Consider the following 16,139-nt stretch of genomic DNA (forward strand, 5'->3'; position numbering starts at 1 on the left):
TCTCCTCGGTTACGGGCGCTCATCGGTCACGGCAGCTGCGAGTCCCGCGTCTCTGGCAAGCAGATCGGTCACGGTCTCAGCACGGATCAGCGTGCGCGTCTCGCCGTCGCGAACCGCGACGACGGCCGGTCGGCCGATCATGTTGTAGTTGCTCGAGAGCGACCAGCAGTACGCGCCGGTCGCTGGCACGGCGACGAGGTCGCCGGGGGCGACATCGCTCGGGAGATAGTCTGCCAGAACGACGATGTCGCCGGATTCGCAGTGTTTTCCAACGACACGAACGAGCGCTGGCCCGGCAGCGGACGCCCGCGACGCGAGGCGGACGCTGTATTCGGCCTCGTAGAGCGCGGCCCTGACGTTGTCGCTCATGCCGCCGTCCACGGAGACGTAGAGGCGGTCGGCGCTGCCCCCGGCGTCGAGTGGGACGCGGACGTTCTTCGTCGTGCCCACCTCGTAGAGCGCCGTGCCGGCCGGCCCGATGATGGTGCGGCCCGGCTCGAACGCCATGTTCGGGACGGCGATGCCTAGCCGCGAGCAGGCGTCCGCCACGTGGGAGGCGATGTGGGCGGCCATCGTGCGGATGTCGGTCGGCGTCTCGCGCGGCAGGTAGGCGATGCCGTAGCCGCCGCCGAGGTTCAGCTCGGGCACCGGCCCTCCGGCGAGCAGGCGCGCGTGCACGGCGACGAGGCGGTCCGCCGCCTCGCCGAACCCGTCCGCGTCGAAGATCTGCGAACCGATGTGCGAGTGCAACCCGAGGAACTCGAGCGAGTGGTGCTCCCGGATACGGGCGACGAACGCCTCCACCTCATCGAGCGGGATGCCGAACTTCTGGTCTTCGCGACTCGTGGCGAGGAACTCGTGCGTGGAGGCGTGCACCCCGGAGTTGACGCGGACGCGCACGGGCTGCCTGACCCCCGCGGCGGCGGCGGCCGCGGCGACGCGATCGAGCTCCTGGGTGCTGTCCAGCACGATCCCACCGATCCCGGCGGCGACGGCGAGGCCGATCTCTCGGTTCGACTTGTTGTTCCCGTGGAAGCCGATCAGCGCGGGCGGCGCGCCGGCCGCCAGCGCCAGCGCCAGCTCCCCCTCGCTGCACACGTCGATCGCGCAGCCAGCCTCGAGCATCCACCTCACGACCTCGGCGCTCAGAAACGCCTTGCCCGCGTAGTAGACCTTGGCCGAGACCCCGAGTGGCGCGAATGCGTCGGTGAAGGCCGCGACGGTCTCGCTTGCCCTCGCTCGCGCATCCGACTCGTCGACGATGTAGAGCGGGGTGCCGAACTGCTCTGCGAGCGCGCGGACATCCGCACCCGCAATCGAGACCGCGCCGTCTTCGGCGCGATTCGCATTCCTCGACCAGACGTGGGCGTCGAGCTCGTTCAGGTCACTCGGCACCTCGAGGGCAGCAGGGGCGAGCGGGTTCGCTCCGGTCAGGTGGACAGCTTGTGGTTCGCGGAGAGCTTCAGGCACCAGAGCATGCTATCGGCTGGCCTCTCGGCGGAACAGGCCGCCGGCGCCGACACGCAGGGGCTACAGGCAGTCGGCCACCGCGGGGAGCTCGTCGAGCCTCGCACCATCGACCTGCCAGGAGAACGTGATCGCCTCGCTGGAGACACCCGCGTCGGTGACCGTCGCCTCGAGCCCCGAGTCCGCGCACGTCGGCACCTCGACCTTCTCGTCGGACCCGAAGGGAATGCTCGTCCCGAACAGCGTCATGCTGCTGTCGTTCGTCACGAAGAGCTTCCCGTCGGCGGTCTCGTACCCGAGCTCAGACTCGACCTTGACCTGGAACTCACCAGTTCCGCTCACGGCCTCGATGTTGATGACATCGTCGCCGTAGCTGATCGTCGTCTCGTAGGACTCGGTGTCGATCTCGCTCTCCTCGCCCTGGAGAGCGGTCGGAACGCCATCGAGAACGTCGGTCGCCACCGAGAGATCGACGGTCGTGGCGTCCACCTGACCCTCCAGCGATGCGTCGATGCCCCTGAGGTCGATGCCGACCGTGATCCCTTCATCGCCCACCGAGGTCAGGGTCGCGTGCTCGATCTTGCCGGTGAGCACCTGCGCGAGCACGCTGAAGCCGTCCACGGCGACGGTGTACTCCGTCGGAGCTGAAGCCTCCCCGTAGTTGTCGATGACGATCTTGCTCGCTTGCTCCTCGAGCGCGCTGGTCACGTTTGCCCGAGCCGCGAACTCGCCGATGACCAGGCCACCCGCGACCACCACGACCCCGACGGCGGTCCACAGCCACCACTGCGCGTACCAGGGCCGCGGCCTCTTGCCCTGCGGGGGCTGACCGCCTTGCCACGGGCCCGGCTGCTGACCGTTCGGGGGCGGACCGCCCGCGACCTGCTGGCCGTAGCCGCTCCCCTGCGGCTGGCCGAACGGACGCTGCTGAGGCTGGCCGTAGGCGGGACCATGGGGTTGCTGACCGTAGCCAGGCTGCGGCTGCGGCTGCTGCTGGCCGTACCCTGGGCGCTGACCGAAGCCAGGCTGCTGAGGCTGCTGCCCGTATCCCTGCTGCTGGCCCTGGCCCGGCTGCGGTTGACCGAAGCCGGGCTGCTGGGGTTGCTGACCGTACCCCGGCTGCTGCTGACCCTGACGTGGCTGATGCCCGAAGCCCTGTCCGTTCGGCGGGATGCTCATCTCAGTTCTCCAGTTCCTCAGCGGCTGAGTCGGCGACGCGCTGAGGGCGAGCCGTCGAGCCCAGGGTGGCCTCGTCGGCACGGACCCCATCGTCTCAGCTCGAAACTAGTCGCGACAGGTGGAGAACTCCCCGGAATCCGGGATCTCGGCCGTGAGCGCGATGTTCCTCGCTTCGACACCGACCGTCAGCATCCCCTCGCCGATGCGCAACTCCGAAACGTGCAGACCCGCGGGCAGGTAGTCGGCGGTGCAGATGGGCACCGCGAACTCGTCGATGTCGGGAAGGGCCTGCGTGAGCGCCTGCCCGAACGCGCTGCCGGAGACCTCGACGTTCGTGGGGTCGATGACCACCTCGCCGTCAACGAGCCGCAGCTGCGCATCCACGGTGAGCACACCGGTGATGCCGAGGAAGGAGACCGTGGATGCGTACGACAGCTCATCTTCACCGAGCGTCAGCGATGCATCCGTCCCCGGCAGGGCCGCGACCCCTTCGAGCGTCGCCTCGGGAACGTCGAGGGTGCCCGTGAGCATCTCCGTCCGCATGCCGTCGAAGATGTGCACGCCGTAGGCGTCGACGCTCGCCGCCAGGTTCAGTCCGAACGCCGTCAGCTCATCCGCCGACACCGTGACGTGACTCGCCCGACCGGATGCGAGCTGCCAGAGCGTCGAGAAGCCGTGCACGCGGGCTTCGACATCACCCTCGACCCCGGGCGGGAGCGAGTCCTGCACGTGCTGCGCGATCCGGTCCTGCGCGACGAGGCGCACGCCGACATCGAGTCCGACGAGGAGCAGCAGGGCGCCGAGCGCCCAAAGCGCGGCCTTCACCCAGCGGCGCATCCTCCGCCTCCGCTGCGGCCTCGGGACCTGTCCGGGGCCGAGCGGCGGCTCGGCGGAGATGACCGGCGTCACGCGGAGCTCACATCCGCTCTGGCGCGGAGACCCCGAGCATCGTGAGCGCAGAGCGCAGGACCGTGCTCGTGGCGTCGTTCAGCCAGAGGCGCGTGCGGTGCAGGTCGGTGATCTCGTCGTCCCCCCGCGGAATGACGCGGCAGCTGTCGTACCACCGGTGGTAGAGCCCTGCGAGCTCCTCCGCGAAGCGCGCGACGCGGTGCGGCTCGCGCAGCTCGGCGGCCGCCGCCACGACGCGCGGGAAGTCCTGGAGAGCGCCGAGCAGCGCGGACTCGGACTCGTGGTCGAGGAGGGACGGCTCGAAGGCCGAGCGGTCGACGCCGGACTCAGCCGCGTTTCGCCCCACGGCGCACGTGCGAGCGTGCGCGTACTGCACGTAGTAGACGGGGTTGTCGTTCGTGCGCTGCGCGAGGACATCGAGGTCGATGTCGAGGGTCGAGTTGGCGGACGAGCGCACAAGCGCGTACCGACCCGCGTCCACGCCCACTGCGTCGACGAGGTCGTCGAGCGTGACGATCGTGCCAGCGCGCTTCGACATGCGAACCGGCTCGCCGTCCTTCACGAGGTTCACCATCTGGCCGATGAGGATCTGCAGGTTCACGCCGGGCTGGTCGCCGAAGGCCGCGACCATGGCCATCATGCGTGCGACGTACCCGTGGTGGTCGGCGCCGAGCATGATGATGCACTGGTCGAAGCCCCGCTCGCGCTTGTCGAGGTAGTAGCCGATGTCGCCGGCCATGTAGGTCGGGCTGCCGTTCGAGCGCACGACGACACGATCTTTGTCGTCGCCGTACTCCGTCGTGCGCAGCCACTGCGCGCCGTCCTGCTCGAAGATCTGACCCTGCTCGCGCAGACGCTCGATGGCGCGTCCCACGGCGCCGGACTCGTGCACCGAATCCTCATGGAAGAAGACGTCGAAGTCGACACCGAAGTCGTGGAGCTTCTGCTTGATCTCGCCGAACATCTGCTCGACGCCCTTCGAGCGGAAGACTTCCTGCTGCGCCTCCCGATCGAGCTCGGCGAGCCCGTCGCCGTAGGCCGCAGCCACCTGCCCCGCGATGTCGGAGATGTACGCGCCGCCGTAGCCGTCCTCCGGCGTGCCCTCGCCGAGGTAGGCGGCGAGCAGCGAGCGGGCGAAGCGGTCGATCTGCGCGCCGTGGTCGTTGAAGTAGTACTCGCGTGTCACGTCAGCGCCGGCAGCGATGAGCACGCGTGCCAGCGAGTCGCCGACCGCGGCCCAGCGGACGCCGCCCATGTGGATGGGGCCCGTCGGGTTGGCCGACACGAACTCCAGGTTGATCTTGACGTCGGCAAGCGAGTCGCCATTGCCGTAGGCCGCACCGGCGTCGACGATGACCTTCGCGAGCGAGCCAGCCGTGGCCGTGTCGAGCGTGATGTTGATGAAGCCGGGGCCGGCGACCTCGGCGCTCGCCACCTGCGCGTCGAGCACCAGCTGCTCGACGATGCTCGCGGCCAGCTCACGCGGGTTCGTGCCGACACGCTTCGCGAGCCGCATCGCGACGTTCGAGGCCCAGTCGCCGTGGTCGCGGTTCCGCGGACGCTCGAGCACGATGTCCGCTTCGGGGACCGTGATGCCTGCCGCGCCCTCGAGGGGTGCGAGCGCGGCGTTGACAGCGGTGGTGAGAGCCGTGACGAGAGCTGGAGAAGTCATAGACCACCCATCCTAGAGCCGAGACGGGCGCTCCGGCGGCGCGAAGGAGCGCCGGGGTCAGCCCAGCTGGACCCGCTCGGTCCAGTCCTCGAGGATGACCTCGCTCGACGTCGCGTTCACGTGGAGTTTCGAGAGGCGGAGATTCGCAATGGTGTTGCTGAGGAAGGCGGTGTCGGCGGCATCCCGACCGCTCGCGATGCGCTGCATGAGGCGGCGCGGCGCCAGGTGGGTGGCATCCACGACATACCAGGCCCCGTCGACGAGCACCTCGACCACGGCGTGGAAGTCCATCGGCACCAGGCCGGGAGCGTAGACGGACACGAGCCGTGCCGGCAGGTCGTTGGCGCGCAGGAACGCGATGGTCAGGTGCGCGAAGTCACGGCAGACTCCCTGGCGCTTCAGGAACGTGTCTCGCGCGCCGTCGGTCGGCGCGCTGGAGCCCGGCACGTAGCTGATGTTCCTCGAGACCCAGTCGACGACCGCATCGACGAGCTCGAAACCCTGCTTGCCGCGGAACATCGAGCGGGCCGTGGGCCCGAGCAGGTCGGACTCCGCGTAGCGAGAGGGGCGGCGGAACTGGATGAGATCGAGTTCCTCCGGCTCGTTCGCCTGCGCGCGTCCGAGAACCGTCGCGCTGTAGCGCATCTCGATGTGCCTAGCTGAGGTCGTCACGCGGTGCAGCCGGCACTCGGAGCGGTCGATCGACTCGATGACCTCGAGCGGCTGTCCGTCGCCCGTGATCGTGAACGTCTCGCTCTCGAGGCTCGCCAGCGTGTGGGCGGCTATCGAGAACACGAGGTCGGCTTCCCCGTCGAGTTCGAGGTCAATGGCAGATTCGATCTTTCGCATCACCAGCGGATTGTGTCACGCCGTCATGGCGTTCCAGCACAAGTGTGTGCGGCCTCGCAGGGTGGCGTCGGGATGCCCTCTGGCCCTGTTAGTATTGGCCCCGCGCTGCTGAATGCTCAGCTCCGCGCCCGCCTCCGTAGCTCAGTGGATAGAGCACCGGTTTCCGGTACCGAAGGTCGCAGGTTCGACTCCTGTCGGGGGCACATCTCGATGTCGCGAGGCATCACGCACGGCCCGGTTCTGCAGCGCAGAGCCGGGCCGTCTGCGCGTGGGCCGGGACCCATCGACCGTCGACATGGCACCGTTGACAGCCGTCGCGACGCGGGGCTACGGTCAGCAGTACCTCGACGAGGGGAGGCAAGGATGCCCACCTACACGTACCGATGCGACAGCTCGCATCGCTTCGACGAGGTTCACACGATGAGTTCCATACCGGATGCATCCACCTGCCCGGAGTGCGGAGGCGAGGCGCTGCGGCGTCCCGGCGCGCCGCATCTGTCCGCCGCGGGCTCTTCCGCGTACGGCCTCATCGATGCCTCCGCCAGGTCTGCGCACGAGCCCGGCGTCGTGAGCTCGCTCCCCGGCACTCCGCGCCGGGCCGGATCCGGCGTCACCCGCAATCCGCTCCACGCGAAGCTGCCACGACACTGACGTCGTGGGGCTCGCACCAACGAAAGGACCGCCCCATGCCAGACGTGCTGTTTCCCCTCGATTCCTCGAAGAAGTTCGAGGACCAGGAGAAGATCGGCCACAACCGGTGGCACCCGGAGATCCCACCGGTGGCCACCGTGAAACCAGGCGACGAGTTCCGAGTCGACTGCCGCGAGTGGTTCGACGGCGCGATCGTCAACGACGACTCGGCCGAAGACATCCTCAACGCACCGCTGCTCACGGTGCACAAGCTCAGCGGCCCGTTCCGCATCGAGGGGGCGAAGCCCGGCGACCTGCTCATCGTCGACATCCTCGACGTCGGTCCTATCCCGCAGGAGAAGGGCCCACTCGCGGGCCAGGGCTGGGGGTACACCGGGATCTTCGCGAAGCAGAACGGCGGCGGCTTCCTCACCGATCAGTTCCCGGACGCGTACAAGGCGATCTGGGATTTCAGCGGACAGACCGCAACTTCTCGCCACGTGCCTGGGGTGTCCTTCACCGGGCTCATCCACCCAGGGCTGATGGGCACGGCTCCGTCGGCGGAGCTGCTCGCGACCTGGAACGCCCGGGAAGGGACGCTCATCGCGACCGACCCGAACCGTGTGCCGCCGCTCGCACTGCCGCCCGAGCCGCAGTTCGCGGTGCTCGGCTCGCTCCCCGACTCGGAGTTCGACCGCGTCGCGGGTGAGGCCGCCAGGACCGCGCCCCCGCGGGAGAACGGCGGCAACCAGGACATCAAGAACCTCTCGAAGGGCACCCGCATCTTCTACCCCGTCTTCGTGGACGGAGCGAACCTCTCGATGGGCGACCTGCACTTCTCCCAGGGCGACGGCGAGATCACCTTCTGCGGCGCCATCGAGATGGGCGGGTTCATGGATGTGCGGGTCGACGTCATCAAGGGCGGCATGGACACGTACGGGGTCTCGGAGAACGCGATCTTCATGCCAGGGAACGTGGAGCCGAACTACAGCGAGTGGATCGCGTTCAGCGGCACCTCCGTGACGCTCGACGGGGAGCAGCGCTACCTCGACTCCCATCTCTCCTACCAGCGAGCATGCCTGCACGCCATCGACTACCTCACGAAGTTCGGCTACGCCCCCGAGCAGGCCTACCTGCTGCTCGGATCGGCGCCGATCGAGGGCCGTCTGTCTGGCGTCGTGGACATCCCCAACTCCTGTTCCACGGTGTACCTGCCGACGGCGATCTTCGACTTCGACGTTCGGCCCTCCGCACGCGGGCCGCATCAGATCGACCCGGGCATGGGGGCGCCGAGGGCCGTCGCCTCCTGAGAGGACCCGCCCTCATCTGGGGCCGCGGGTGGGCGCACGTGGCGCGCCTGCCCGCTGGCCTCTACAATCTCGTGTGCCTTCAGAGACCCCAGACGAGACGCCCACGGCGGCGCCCGACGATGCGACCATCGCGAGCAGCGCTCCGGAGCGCATCGGCGAAGCCGACCTCGCGACGACCCTGCGGGTGCTCGAGCAGCTGTCCGCGTACGACCGCGAGGACCCGGACTTCATCGCCGTGCGACGCGCGACGGCCCAGTTCTTCAAGGACGTGAAGCGGGTGGGACGCGCCGCGAAGCGGCAGCGCATCGCGGACGCCGACAAGGCGGTCGTCGCGGCGACCGCGACCGGCGCGCCCGATCGCATCGACGACGAGACCCGCGGCATCCCGATCTCCACCTCCACGACGACCCCGAGCGCGGGCGAGCTCCTCAAGCCGCGCGCCTGCTACATCTGCAAGCAGCCCTACACGGTCGTCGATGCGTTCTACCACCAGCTCTGCCCCGACTGCGCGGCGTTCAGCCACTCGAAGCGGGATGCACGAGCCGACCTCACGGGGAAGCGCGCGCTGCTCACGGGCGGTCGCGCGAAGATCGGCATGTACATCGCGCTGCGTCTCCTGCGCGATGGTGCCCACACGACGATCACGACGCGCTTCCCGCGCGACGCCGTGCGCCGCTTCTCGGCGCTGCCGGACTCCGCCGAATGGATCGACCGGCTGAAGATCGTCGGCATCGATCTCCGCGACCCGGCTCAGGTCATGGGCCTCGCAGATTCGGTCACGGCTGCCGGGCCGCTCGACATCCTCATCAACAACGCGGCGCAGACCGTGCGTCGCTCCCCCGGCGCCTACGCGCCGCTCGTGGAGGCTGAGCTGGCGCCGCTGCCGGACGGCCCGCTCCCGGAGCTCGTGACGTTCGGGCACACCAACGACGCGCATCCGCTCGCCCTCGCGGAGTCGGTTGCGGCGCACCCGATTCTCTCGTCGGCTGCCGGTCGAACCGCGGAGGAGCTCAGCGCCGACGCGATGGCCGCGGGCTCTTCGTCGCTCGAACGCCTCGCCGCTGGCACCGCGATCGACGCCGGCGGACTCGTGCCGGACGAGCTGCACATCAACTCCTGGACCCAGCACGTCGACCAGGTCGAGCCCATCGAGATGCTCGAAGTGCAGCTCGCCAACATGACCGCCCCGTTCCTGCTGGTCAGCAAGCTGCGTGGCGCGCTCAAGGCATCGTCGGCTCGACGCACCTACATCGTCAACGTCTCCGCGATGGAGGGCGTGTTCGGTCGTGGCTACAAGGGCCCAGGTCACCCCCACACGAACATGGCGAAAGCCGCACTGAACATGCTCACGCGCACAAGCGCGAGGGAGATGTTCGAGAGCGATCGCATCCTCATGACCGCCGTCGACACCGGCTGGATCACCGACGAGCGACCGCACTTCACCAAGGTCCGGCTCGCCGAGGAGGGCTTCCACGCTCCGCTCGATCTCGTCGACGGAGCCGCACGCGTCTACGACCCGATCGTTCGAGGCGAGACCGGCGAGGACCTCTTCGGCGTCTTCCTGAAGGACTACAAGCCGGGCTCCTGGTAGCCGGCGGGGCTGGCGTCCACCCCGCCAGCACGGCCGACCACCGGAACTGCCCGCCGAGCCAGACGGACGGTGTCTGGACTAGAAGATCTGGCCACCCGACTAGAAGATCTGGCCAACCGGCTCGCGCTTCTCGCTCTGGAAGGCGTCCTCGGTCCGGCCAGCCGCCCAGTAGCCGGACAGGGAGAGCTGCGATCGATCGATGCCTCGCGCGGAGAAGTTCTTCCGCAGCCGCTTCATCTGCTCGCGCTCGCCGTGTGCGAACACCTGGACCCTCCCGTCCGGGAGTTCGAGTTCTTCGACCGCGGCTGCGAGCAGCTGACGGTCGAAACCGCCGTGCTCGCCCCGGTGGATCCAGGTGACGGTGACCCCCGTCGGCGCTTCGAGCTGGATGTGGTCCTCGTCCCCGCCAACCTCGACGAGCACTGCGCCCTTGGCGTCGTCCGGCATCGCCTCGAGCGTGCGGGCGATGGCCGGGAGGGCGGATTCGTCACCGCAGATGAGGTGCCAGTCGCTCTCGGGCAGCGGGGAGTAGGCCCCGTGCGGGGTACTTGCGACGATGACGTCGCCCGGATTGGCGTCTCGGGCCCAGGGTCCGGCCACCCCAGCGTCGCCGTGCACGACGAAGTCGACCGAGACGGTTCCGCTCGCACGGTCGATGCCGCGGACCGTGTAGGTGCGACGGACCGGCACCTGGTCGATCGGGAGCGTGGCCCGGAGCTCCTGCAGGTCGAAGGGGAGCTCGAGCTCGCCGATGCCTGCCCCGAAGTGCAGCTTCAGGTAGGTGTCGGCGTGCTCGAGATCGAAGTCGTCGAGGTCTGCGCCGGAGAAATGGACGCGGACGAGCGAACGGCTGAGGCGCTCGGTCCGCACCACCGTCAGACGGACGGTGGGTCCGCGCTTGCGTGGCTTCTGGACGACGGCTTCGGTCACGTGGGGGCTCCTGACGATGGGGGCATGAGTTAGGACAGCCTAACAACCCTCGCCGGGAACAGGTGATGGAACCGGGTTCACGACCCCTTGGCGTCGGTGGCGTCCTCCGAGCGCTTGTAGCGCGCGATCGCATCGGCGAGCTCCTCCAGGAATACGTCGACCTCCTGCGCCGAGTATCCGCGCTCATAGACGCGCGAGGTGAACTTCACCGCCTCGACTTCATGGGCTCCCGCGATCTGGGCTTCCTCCGGGTGGCCGCTCTCGAACGCCTCCAGCGTCGCCGCTGCCTGGTCGAGAAACTGGTCGACCTCCTGCACGTCGTAGCAGCCGTCGAACTTCAGCGCGTTGAACCGCTTGGTGCGTACGTCTTCACTTCGCACGTTGGACCTCCTGTGTCTCATGTGAAAACCGGACAAGGTGCGCTTGTCCGGTGCACGACAATTCTACGGAACTCCATGCGGAATCACACATCGACGCCCGATCGTCACCAAGTGCTCACGTTGGCCACCACCACGATGCCCGACGTTCCCCACGTGTTCACCGGCACGGCGACGACGCGCACAACAATCACGTTCTTCACGGCTTGGTCCCGCTAGCGTTACGAGCGAGGCCGCTGACCGGCCAGAAAGGGGTCTCCGTGCGTCGTGCGCTCTCTCTGCTCGGCATCGCTGCCGTTGCACTCCTCGGGACGAGTGCACCAGCATCCGCCGAGGTCTCTCCGATCACTTCCGCTGCCATCGCGCCAGCGACAAGCCCAGGGGCCCCCGACGGGCACATCTTCGACCCCGACGGGGTCGTCACGGGTGAGACCGCCGACATCGAGCAGGCGATCTCCGCGCTCGAGGCAGACACCGACTTCACCATGTACTTCGCGATCGTCGATCGATTCTCGAACCCGAGTGAGGGGTTCGACTGGGCGAGCGAGTTCGCGTCCGTCAACGACCTCGGCTCTGAGGCGGTCATCCTCTATGTCGGCGTCGATCAGCTCGACTTCGGGCTCAACACCGACAGCACCTTCCCTCTCGGAGACGGGGCGCTCCGCGACATCGAGACGCAGTCCATCGCACCCAACCTCGATGCTGGCGACTACGGCCAAGCCGCCGTCTCTGCCGCCGACTCCCTCCGCCAGGAGCTGACAGGGGCAGGAAGTGGGTCGGCCGGAGCCGCCCCGAGCATCGATGCGGGGCCGATCTTCCTCTTCGCGGGCGGATTCATCGTCGTCGTGGCCCTCATCATCCTGGTCGTCGTCCTGATGGCCCGGCGCAAGAAGAAGCAGGGACAGCGGGCAACCCAGGCTCAGCGCACGGCGCAGCTCGAGCAGCTGGCGCAGCGCGCAGCAGGCGAGCTCGTCAGGGTCGACAACCTCGTGACCGCCGCCGACCAGGAAGTGAGCTTCGCCGAGGCGCAGTTCGGTCAGGAGCCGGTCGCCGAGTACCGGGCGGCCGTGGCGGATGCGCGCGAGCAGCTGCGACGAGCGTTCGACGTTCAGGGGCAGTACCTCGACGCGACCCCGGAGCCGGAGCCCGCCAAGATCCAGATGAACGAGGCCATCCTGGGTTTCGCGAACCAGGCCGAGCAGCGCGTCGCCGAGCAGGCCGCGCGCTTCGAGAAGCTGCGGGACATGGAACGCAACGCGCCGGAACTGCTCAGGCAGGTGCGCGGCGAGCTCGACCGGCTGGAAGGCCAGATGCAGGGTGCCGAGTCGCAGCTGACAGCCTTGCGTGCCCGGTATAGCGCACAGGCGCTCTCGACCGTCGACGATTCCACGCAGCACGCGAGGGAGCTGCTCGCGTTGGCCCGCACGGAGACGGAGAACGCGGACGGCGGTCTTCGTGAGGGCCGGACCGGGCCCGCGGCCGTCGACATCAGTGACGCGCAGCTCGCGCTCGCACGGGTGAGCTCGGTGCTCGGCTCGATCGGCGCCGCAGCGAGCGACCTGGAGAACGCGGAGCAGCTCATCCGCCAGGAGATCGGGGAGCTGGAGTCCGGGCTCGCGCGCAGCTCCCAGCTCGTCCAGCAGGCGTCGCTGCAGCCCGACGTCGCCGCTGCGGCGGCGGCGGCTCAGACTGCGGCCCACGAGGCCATCGGCCGTGCCCGCTCCGGCGGGACGGCAGCGGCCGATCCCCTCCGGACCCTCGGCGCTCTCCGCGAGGCCGACGAGGCGCTCGACACCGCCATCGCATCGCTGCTGCAGGAGCATGAGCGCCTCGCCGGTCTGCGTCGCCAGCTCGACGTCGCGCTGGCACAAGCCCGCTCCGCGGTCACGGGCGGGCTCCAGTTCATCGACGGACGACGAGGGGCCGTCGAGAGCGAACCCCGCGCGCGCATCCAGCAGGCCGAGACCGAGCTCCGAACGGCGGAGCAGCTCGCCGCGACGCAGCCCGAAGAGGCGATGCAGCGGGCTAAGAGCGCGATCAGCCTCGCAGAACGGGCGACCGAGCAGGCCAGGAGCCAGGTGCAGATGCAGCGCAGCGGCTACGAGCAGAGCTGGGGCATGTCGTCTGGCGTCAACTCGAACAGCAACTTCAACTCGGGGCTCCTGGGCGGAATCCTCGGCGGCCTCATCAGCAACAGCGGCTCCTCGAGTCGCAGCTCCTGGGGAGGCGGAAGCTCCTGGGGAGGCGGCTCGAGCCGCCGCTCAGGCGGCTCCTCCGGGTTCAGGTCGTCCGGGGGCTTCCGCTCCTCAGGCGGCGGCTTCCGCTCCTCGGGCGGCGGCCGACGGCGCTGACGCCGCTCCCGGGAGCACACAGCCTGCAACACACCACTTCACAGCACTGCCATCCACCAGGAACCGACCAGCAAGAAGGAAGCACTCGATGTCCAACAAGCAGTCCATCTTCGGACGAATCAGCCAGCTCGTCCGCGCGAACATCAACTCGCTCATCGACAATGCGGAAGACCCGCAGCTCATGATCGACCAGCTCATCCGCGACTTCACCGCGAACATCAAGGAAGCCGAGTCGGCCATCGCGCAGACCATCGGCCAGCTGCGCATGCTGGAGGATGACTACCGCGAGGACGTGCAGGCTGCGTCGGAGTGGGGCAACAAGGCGCTCGCCGCGAGCCGAAAGGCCGACGAGCTCCGAGCCGCGAACGATGAGGTCGACGCGCAGAAGTTCGACAACCTCGCCAAGGTCGCGCTCTCGCGCCAGATCGAGTCCGAGACCGAGGCGCGCACTGCCGAACCGCAGATCCGCGCCCAGACGCAGGTCGTCGACCAGCTGAAGGGCGGCCTCGAGGGGATGCGCGAGAAGCTGCGTCAGCTCGGCGCCAAGCGCGATCAGCTCGCCGCTCGCGCCAAGACGGCCGAGGCGCAGCAGAAGGTCAACGAAGCCCTCGGCAGCATCAACGTCATGGACCCGACCAGCGACCTCGGCCGCTTCGAGGAGAAGGTGCGCCGCCAGGAGGCGCTCGTCCGCGGCCAGCAGGAGCTGCAGACCTCCAGCCTCGACTCGCAGTTCAACCAGCTCGAGGACCTCGGCAAGCTGACCGAGGTCGAGGCTCGCCTCGCCGCGCTCAAGCAGGGGCAGCGCTCCCCCGCCGCCATCGACGCCCCGGAGCAGAGCTTCTAGACCTCGAAACCGGCAGTGTTCGCCGCTGAGACCCGTCGCACACGGTCGGGTCTCAGCGGCGTCCTTCTCCCCCAGCCTTTCCGCGGCACCACAATCAGCGTACGAAGGTCGTCACCATGAACCCCCTCAAGAGCCTGTTCCTCGACTCGCCGATCTCGCGACTCGGCTACCACGCAGCGACCGCCGTCGGTCTCGTCGTCGGAGTCCCGCTCTCGACGGGCCGCGTGGAAGTGCACGACGGGCTCATCGTCTGTCGCGGCCTCCCGAAGTGGGCCTTCCGCCGAGGAGGGACCTGTGTCGGCCGTGTCTATCTGACGCGCGACGTCGTCGGCGAGCGGGTGTTCCGTCACGAACGCGTGCACGTCGAGCAGTGGAAGCGCTACGGCTTCCTGTTCCCGCCCCTCTACTGGCTCGCGGGTTTCGACCCGCTCAAGAACCGCTTCGAGATCGAAGCCGGCCTGGAAGACGGCAACTACCTGCCGCCACGCCGGCGTCCAGCCCCGCGCGGCTGACCGGACGCGAGCACGTCGCCGCTCACCACGTAGGCGGGTGCCGCCTCGGCCAGTCCAGCTCCCGCTCGAGCTCGTTCGAGAGTCGAAGCAGCGTCACGTCGTCCCCGGGGCGCCCGATGGCCTGCACGCCGACCGGTAGACCGCGCGCTGACCCCGTCGGCATCGTGATCGCCGGCAGCCCGGTCACGTTCACGTACGAGGTGTACGGGGTGAACTGGCACTGCTGCTCGAAGTTCCGCTCGCCGTCCTCCGCATCGAACCATCCCGGCGGCCTCGGGGTCATCGCCAGGGTCGGGGTCAGCACGACGTCGAACTCCGAGTACTGGGCGATCATGCTGCGCTCGAACGCACCGAGGGACGCGAGCGAGGCGGCCAGGTCCGCCGCCGACTTCGTCCTCCCGACGCCGACCAGCCAGCGTGTCAACGGCTCAAGCGCAGCAAGCGCTTCCCCCTCGAGCGGGATGGTGGATGCTCCCGCTTGCCAGACCGTGCGGAACGCCTCGAAGTACTCGGGCGCATCCACCGGGGTCGCCGGCACGAGCTGGTGCCCGAGCCGGACGAGGTGCTCCTTGGTCGCCTCGAAGACCTCGGCGACGCCATCGTCGAGGTCGATGGCGTAGGTGGTCGACCACGGCGACCACGTGGTGAAGCCGATGCGGAGTCTCCGGACGGGCGCCTCCAGCGCGTCGACGTAGGACCGCTCTCCCGCCGGGGCCGTCAGCGCGCTCCGGTCAGCCTGGCCCCCGTCGGCGCGGCGGGCGATCATGCCGTCGAGCAGCAGCGCTGCATCCGCTGTTGTCCTCGCGAGCGGCCCGGCGACGGGCAGTCCGGCCAGCGATCCGACGCCGGACCCGTCTGGCACACGACCCCGACTCGGCTTGAGGCCGACGAGACCGCAGGCCGCGGCGGGGATGCGGATGGAGCCGCCACCGTCGGAGCCCGGCGCGAAGGGCAGCAGCCCCGCCGCGACCGCCGCGGCGGCTCCACCCGAGGAGCCGCCGGCACCGAGCCCGGACCCCCATGGGGTGACGGCCGGGGCGGCGACCGCATTCTCGGTGTACGCGGGAAGCCCGAACTCTGGAGTGTTCGTCTTGCCCAGACTGATGCCGCCCGCCGCATCCATCGTCTCGACCAGTGCCGAGCTCGCCTCAGGCACGTGGCCGGCGAAGGCTCGAGAGCCGAACGTCGTCGGCACGCCAGCACGTGCCTCGAGGTCCTTGTCCGCGAACGGCATGCCCCAGAGCGGGGCTGAGCGCCTGTCGGCGCGCTGCGAGCGAGCCTCGGGATCCTGCTCGAGCTGACGCGCCCGGTCGAGTGCGCGTTCGCGCGTCACGGTGATGAACGCGCCCGACCTGCCAGCATCGGCGTCGATCCTCGCGAGGTAGGCGCTCACGAGGTCGACGGGCGAGAGGTCGCCAGCGGCGATCAGCTCGCGTTGCCGCATGGCACCGAGTTCGTGCAGCGGTTCGCTCATGGTGCGCCTTTCGAGGAACGGGCACGTCGCGCCCTGGCGGGAAG

General features: G+C 69.0%; 14 protein-coding genes and 1 tRNA gene. 7 read left to right on the top strand and 8 right to left on the bottom strand.

What is annotated here, in order from left to right:
* Positions 1–9: 9 nt before the first annotated feature.
* The 5 genes from lysA to C5B97_RS11510 form a co-directional block, all read right to left on the bottom strand.
* Positions 10–1,470: a diaminopimelate decarboxylase gene (lysA, locus tag C5B97_RS11490; RefSeq protein ID WP_258068172.1), complete on the bottom strand. Its 1,461-nt coding sequence runs from the start codon at positions 1,468–1,470 to the stop codon at positions 10–12.
* A gap of 60 nt (positions 1,471–1,530) precedes the next feature.
* Positions 1,531–2,646, bottom strand: a complete 1,116-nt coding sequence (locus tag C5B97_RS17960) for a hypothetical protein (protein WP_181026986.1) — start codon at positions 2,644–2,646, stop codon at positions 1,531–1,533.
* Between the two features lie 105 nt (positions 2,647–2,751).
* Positions 2,752–3,555, bottom strand: coding sequence for a DUF2993 domain-containing protein (locus tag C5B97_RS11500; RefSeq protein ID WP_146080797.1), 804 nt, complete (start codon positions 3,553–3,555; stop codon positions 2,752–2,754).
* A 7-nt stretch (positions 3,556–3,562) separates the two neighbouring features.
* Positions 3,563–5,227, bottom strand: a complete 1,665-nt coding sequence (gene argS, locus C5B97_RS11505) for an arginine--tRNA ligase (protein ID WP_104312158.1) — start codon at positions 5,225–5,227, stop codon at positions 3,563–3,565.
* 57 nt (positions 5,228–5,284) lie between these two features.
* On the bottom strand, positions 5,285–6,076 hold the full coding sequence (locus tag C5B97_RS11510; protein ID WP_179556534.1) for a transglutaminase family protein: 792 nt from the start codon (positions 6,074–6,076) through the stop codon (positions 5,285–5,287).
* A 130-nt stretch (positions 6,077–6,206) separates the two neighbouring features.
* Here C5B97_RS11510 and C5B97_RS11515 point away from each other — a divergent pair.
* The 4 genes from C5B97_RS11515 (at position 6,207) to C5B97_RS11530 (ending at position 9,607) form a co-directional block, all read left to right on the top strand.
* Positions 6,207–6,279 (top strand) — tRNA-Arg (locus C5B97_RS11515).
* Between the two features lie 160 nt (positions 6,280–6,439).
* The gene (locus tag C5B97_RS11520) at positions 6,440–6,727 is read left to right on the top strand and encodes an FmdB family zinc ribbon protein (protein WP_181026987.1); all 288 of its coding nucleotides are present in this window, start codon (positions 6,440–6,442) and stop codon (positions 6,725–6,727) included.
* A gap of 35 nt (positions 6,728–6,762) precedes the next feature.
* Positions 6,763–8,016, top strand: coding sequence for a formamidase (gene fmdA / locus C5B97_RS11525; RefSeq protein WP_104312161.1), 1,254 nt, complete (start codon positions 6,763–6,765; stop codon positions 8,014–8,016).
* A 127-nt stretch (positions 8,017–8,143) separates the two neighbouring features.
* Entirely contained in the window at positions 8,144–9,607 is a 1,464-nt protein-coding gene (locus C5B97_RS11530; protein ID WP_104312603.1) for an SDR family NAD(P)-dependent oxidoreductase, read from the top strand.
* Positions 9,608–9,706: 99 nt separating this feature from the next.
* Here C5B97_RS11530 and C5B97_RS11535 read toward each other — a convergent pair whose 3' ends face one another.
* Positions 9,707–10,537: a siderophore-interacting protein gene (locus C5B97_RS11535; RefSeq protein ID WP_104312162.1), complete on the bottom strand. Its 831-nt coding sequence runs from the start codon at positions 10,535–10,537 to the stop codon at positions 9,707–9,709.
* 77 nt (positions 10,538–10,614) lie between these two features.
* Positions 10,615–10,917, bottom strand: coding sequence for a DivIVA domain-containing protein (locus C5B97_RS11540; protein WP_179556530.1), 303 nt, complete (start codon positions 10,915–10,917; stop codon positions 10,615–10,617).
* A 257-nt stretch (positions 10,918–11,174) separates the two neighbouring features.
* Between C5B97_RS11540 and C5B97_RS11545 the strand changes: the two genes are divergently transcribed.
* The 3 genes from C5B97_RS11545 to C5B97_RS11555 all read left to right on the top strand — a co-directional run bounded on the left by C5B97_RS11545 (position 11,175) and on the right by C5B97_RS11555 (position 14,621).
* A complete protein-coding gene (locus C5B97_RS11545) occupies positions 11,175–13,265 on the top strand; it encodes a TPM domain-containing protein (protein WP_181026988.1) in 2,091 nt (696 codons plus the stop codon).
* A gap of 88 nt (positions 13,266–13,353) precedes the next feature.
* Positions 13,354–14,109 carry a PspA/IM30 family protein gene (locus C5B97_RS11550; RefSeq protein ID WP_104312165.1) on the top strand — a complete coding sequence of 252 codons (756 nt, stop codon included), beginning with the start codon at positions 13,354–13,356 and terminating at the stop codon, positions 14,107–14,109.
* Positions 14,110–14,225: 116 nt separating this feature from the next.
* Positions 14,226–14,621, top strand: coding sequence for a Fe-S oxidoreductase (locus C5B97_RS11555; RefSeq protein WP_104312166.1), 396 nt, complete (start codon positions 14,226–14,228; stop codon positions 14,619–14,621).
* Between the two features lie 22 nt (positions 14,622–14,643).
* On the opposite strand, the gene C5B97_RS11560 is transcribed toward C5B97_RS11555, so the two are convergent.
* Positions 14,644–16,095 carry an amidase gene (locus tag C5B97_RS11560; RefSeq protein ID WP_104312167.1) on the bottom strand — a complete coding sequence of 484 codons (1,452 nt, stop codon included), beginning with the start codon at positions 16,093–16,095 and terminating at the stop codon, positions 14,644–14,646.
* Between the last annotated feature and the right edge of the window lie 44 nt (positions 16,096–16,139).

The sequence above is a fragment of the Pseudoclavibacter sp. RFBB5 genome (genome assembly GCF_002931555.1).
In the GTDB taxonomy this organism is placed as follows: Bacteria; Actinomycetota; Actinomycetes; order Actinomycetales; family Microbacteriaceae; genus Pseudoclavibacter.

Coding starts and splice junctions, on each gene's coding strand:
- fmdA (WP_104312161.1), top strand. CDS start 6,763: ATGCCAGACGTGCTGTTTCCCCTCGATTCCTCGAAGAAGTTCGAGGAC.
- argS (WP_104312158.1), bottom strand. CDS start 5,227: ATGACTTCTCCAGCTCTCGTCACGGCTCTCACCACCGCTGTCAACGCC.
- C5B97_RS11550 (WP_104312165.1), top strand. CDS start 13,354: ATGTCCAACAAGCAGTCCATCTTCGGACGAATCAGCCAGCTCGTCCGC.
- C5B97_RS17960 (WP_181026986.1), bottom strand. CDS start 2,646: ATGAGCATCCCGCCGAACGGACAGGGCTTCGGGCATCAGCCACGTCAG.
- C5B97_RS11510 (WP_179556534.1), bottom strand. CDS start 6,076: ATGCGAAAGATCGAATCTGCCATTGACCTCGAACTCGACGGGGAAGCC.
- C5B97_RS11555 (WP_104312166.1), top strand. CDS start 14,226: ATGAACCCCCTCAAGAGCCTGTTCCTCGACTCGCCGATCTCGCGACTC.
- C5B97_RS11520 (WP_181026987.1), top strand. CDS start 6,440: ATGCCCACCTACACGTACCGATGCGACAGCTCGCATCGCTTCGACGAG.
- C5B97_RS11560 (WP_104312167.1), bottom strand. CDS start 16,095: ATGAGCGAACCGCTGCACGAACTCGGTGCCATGCGGCAACGCGAGCTG.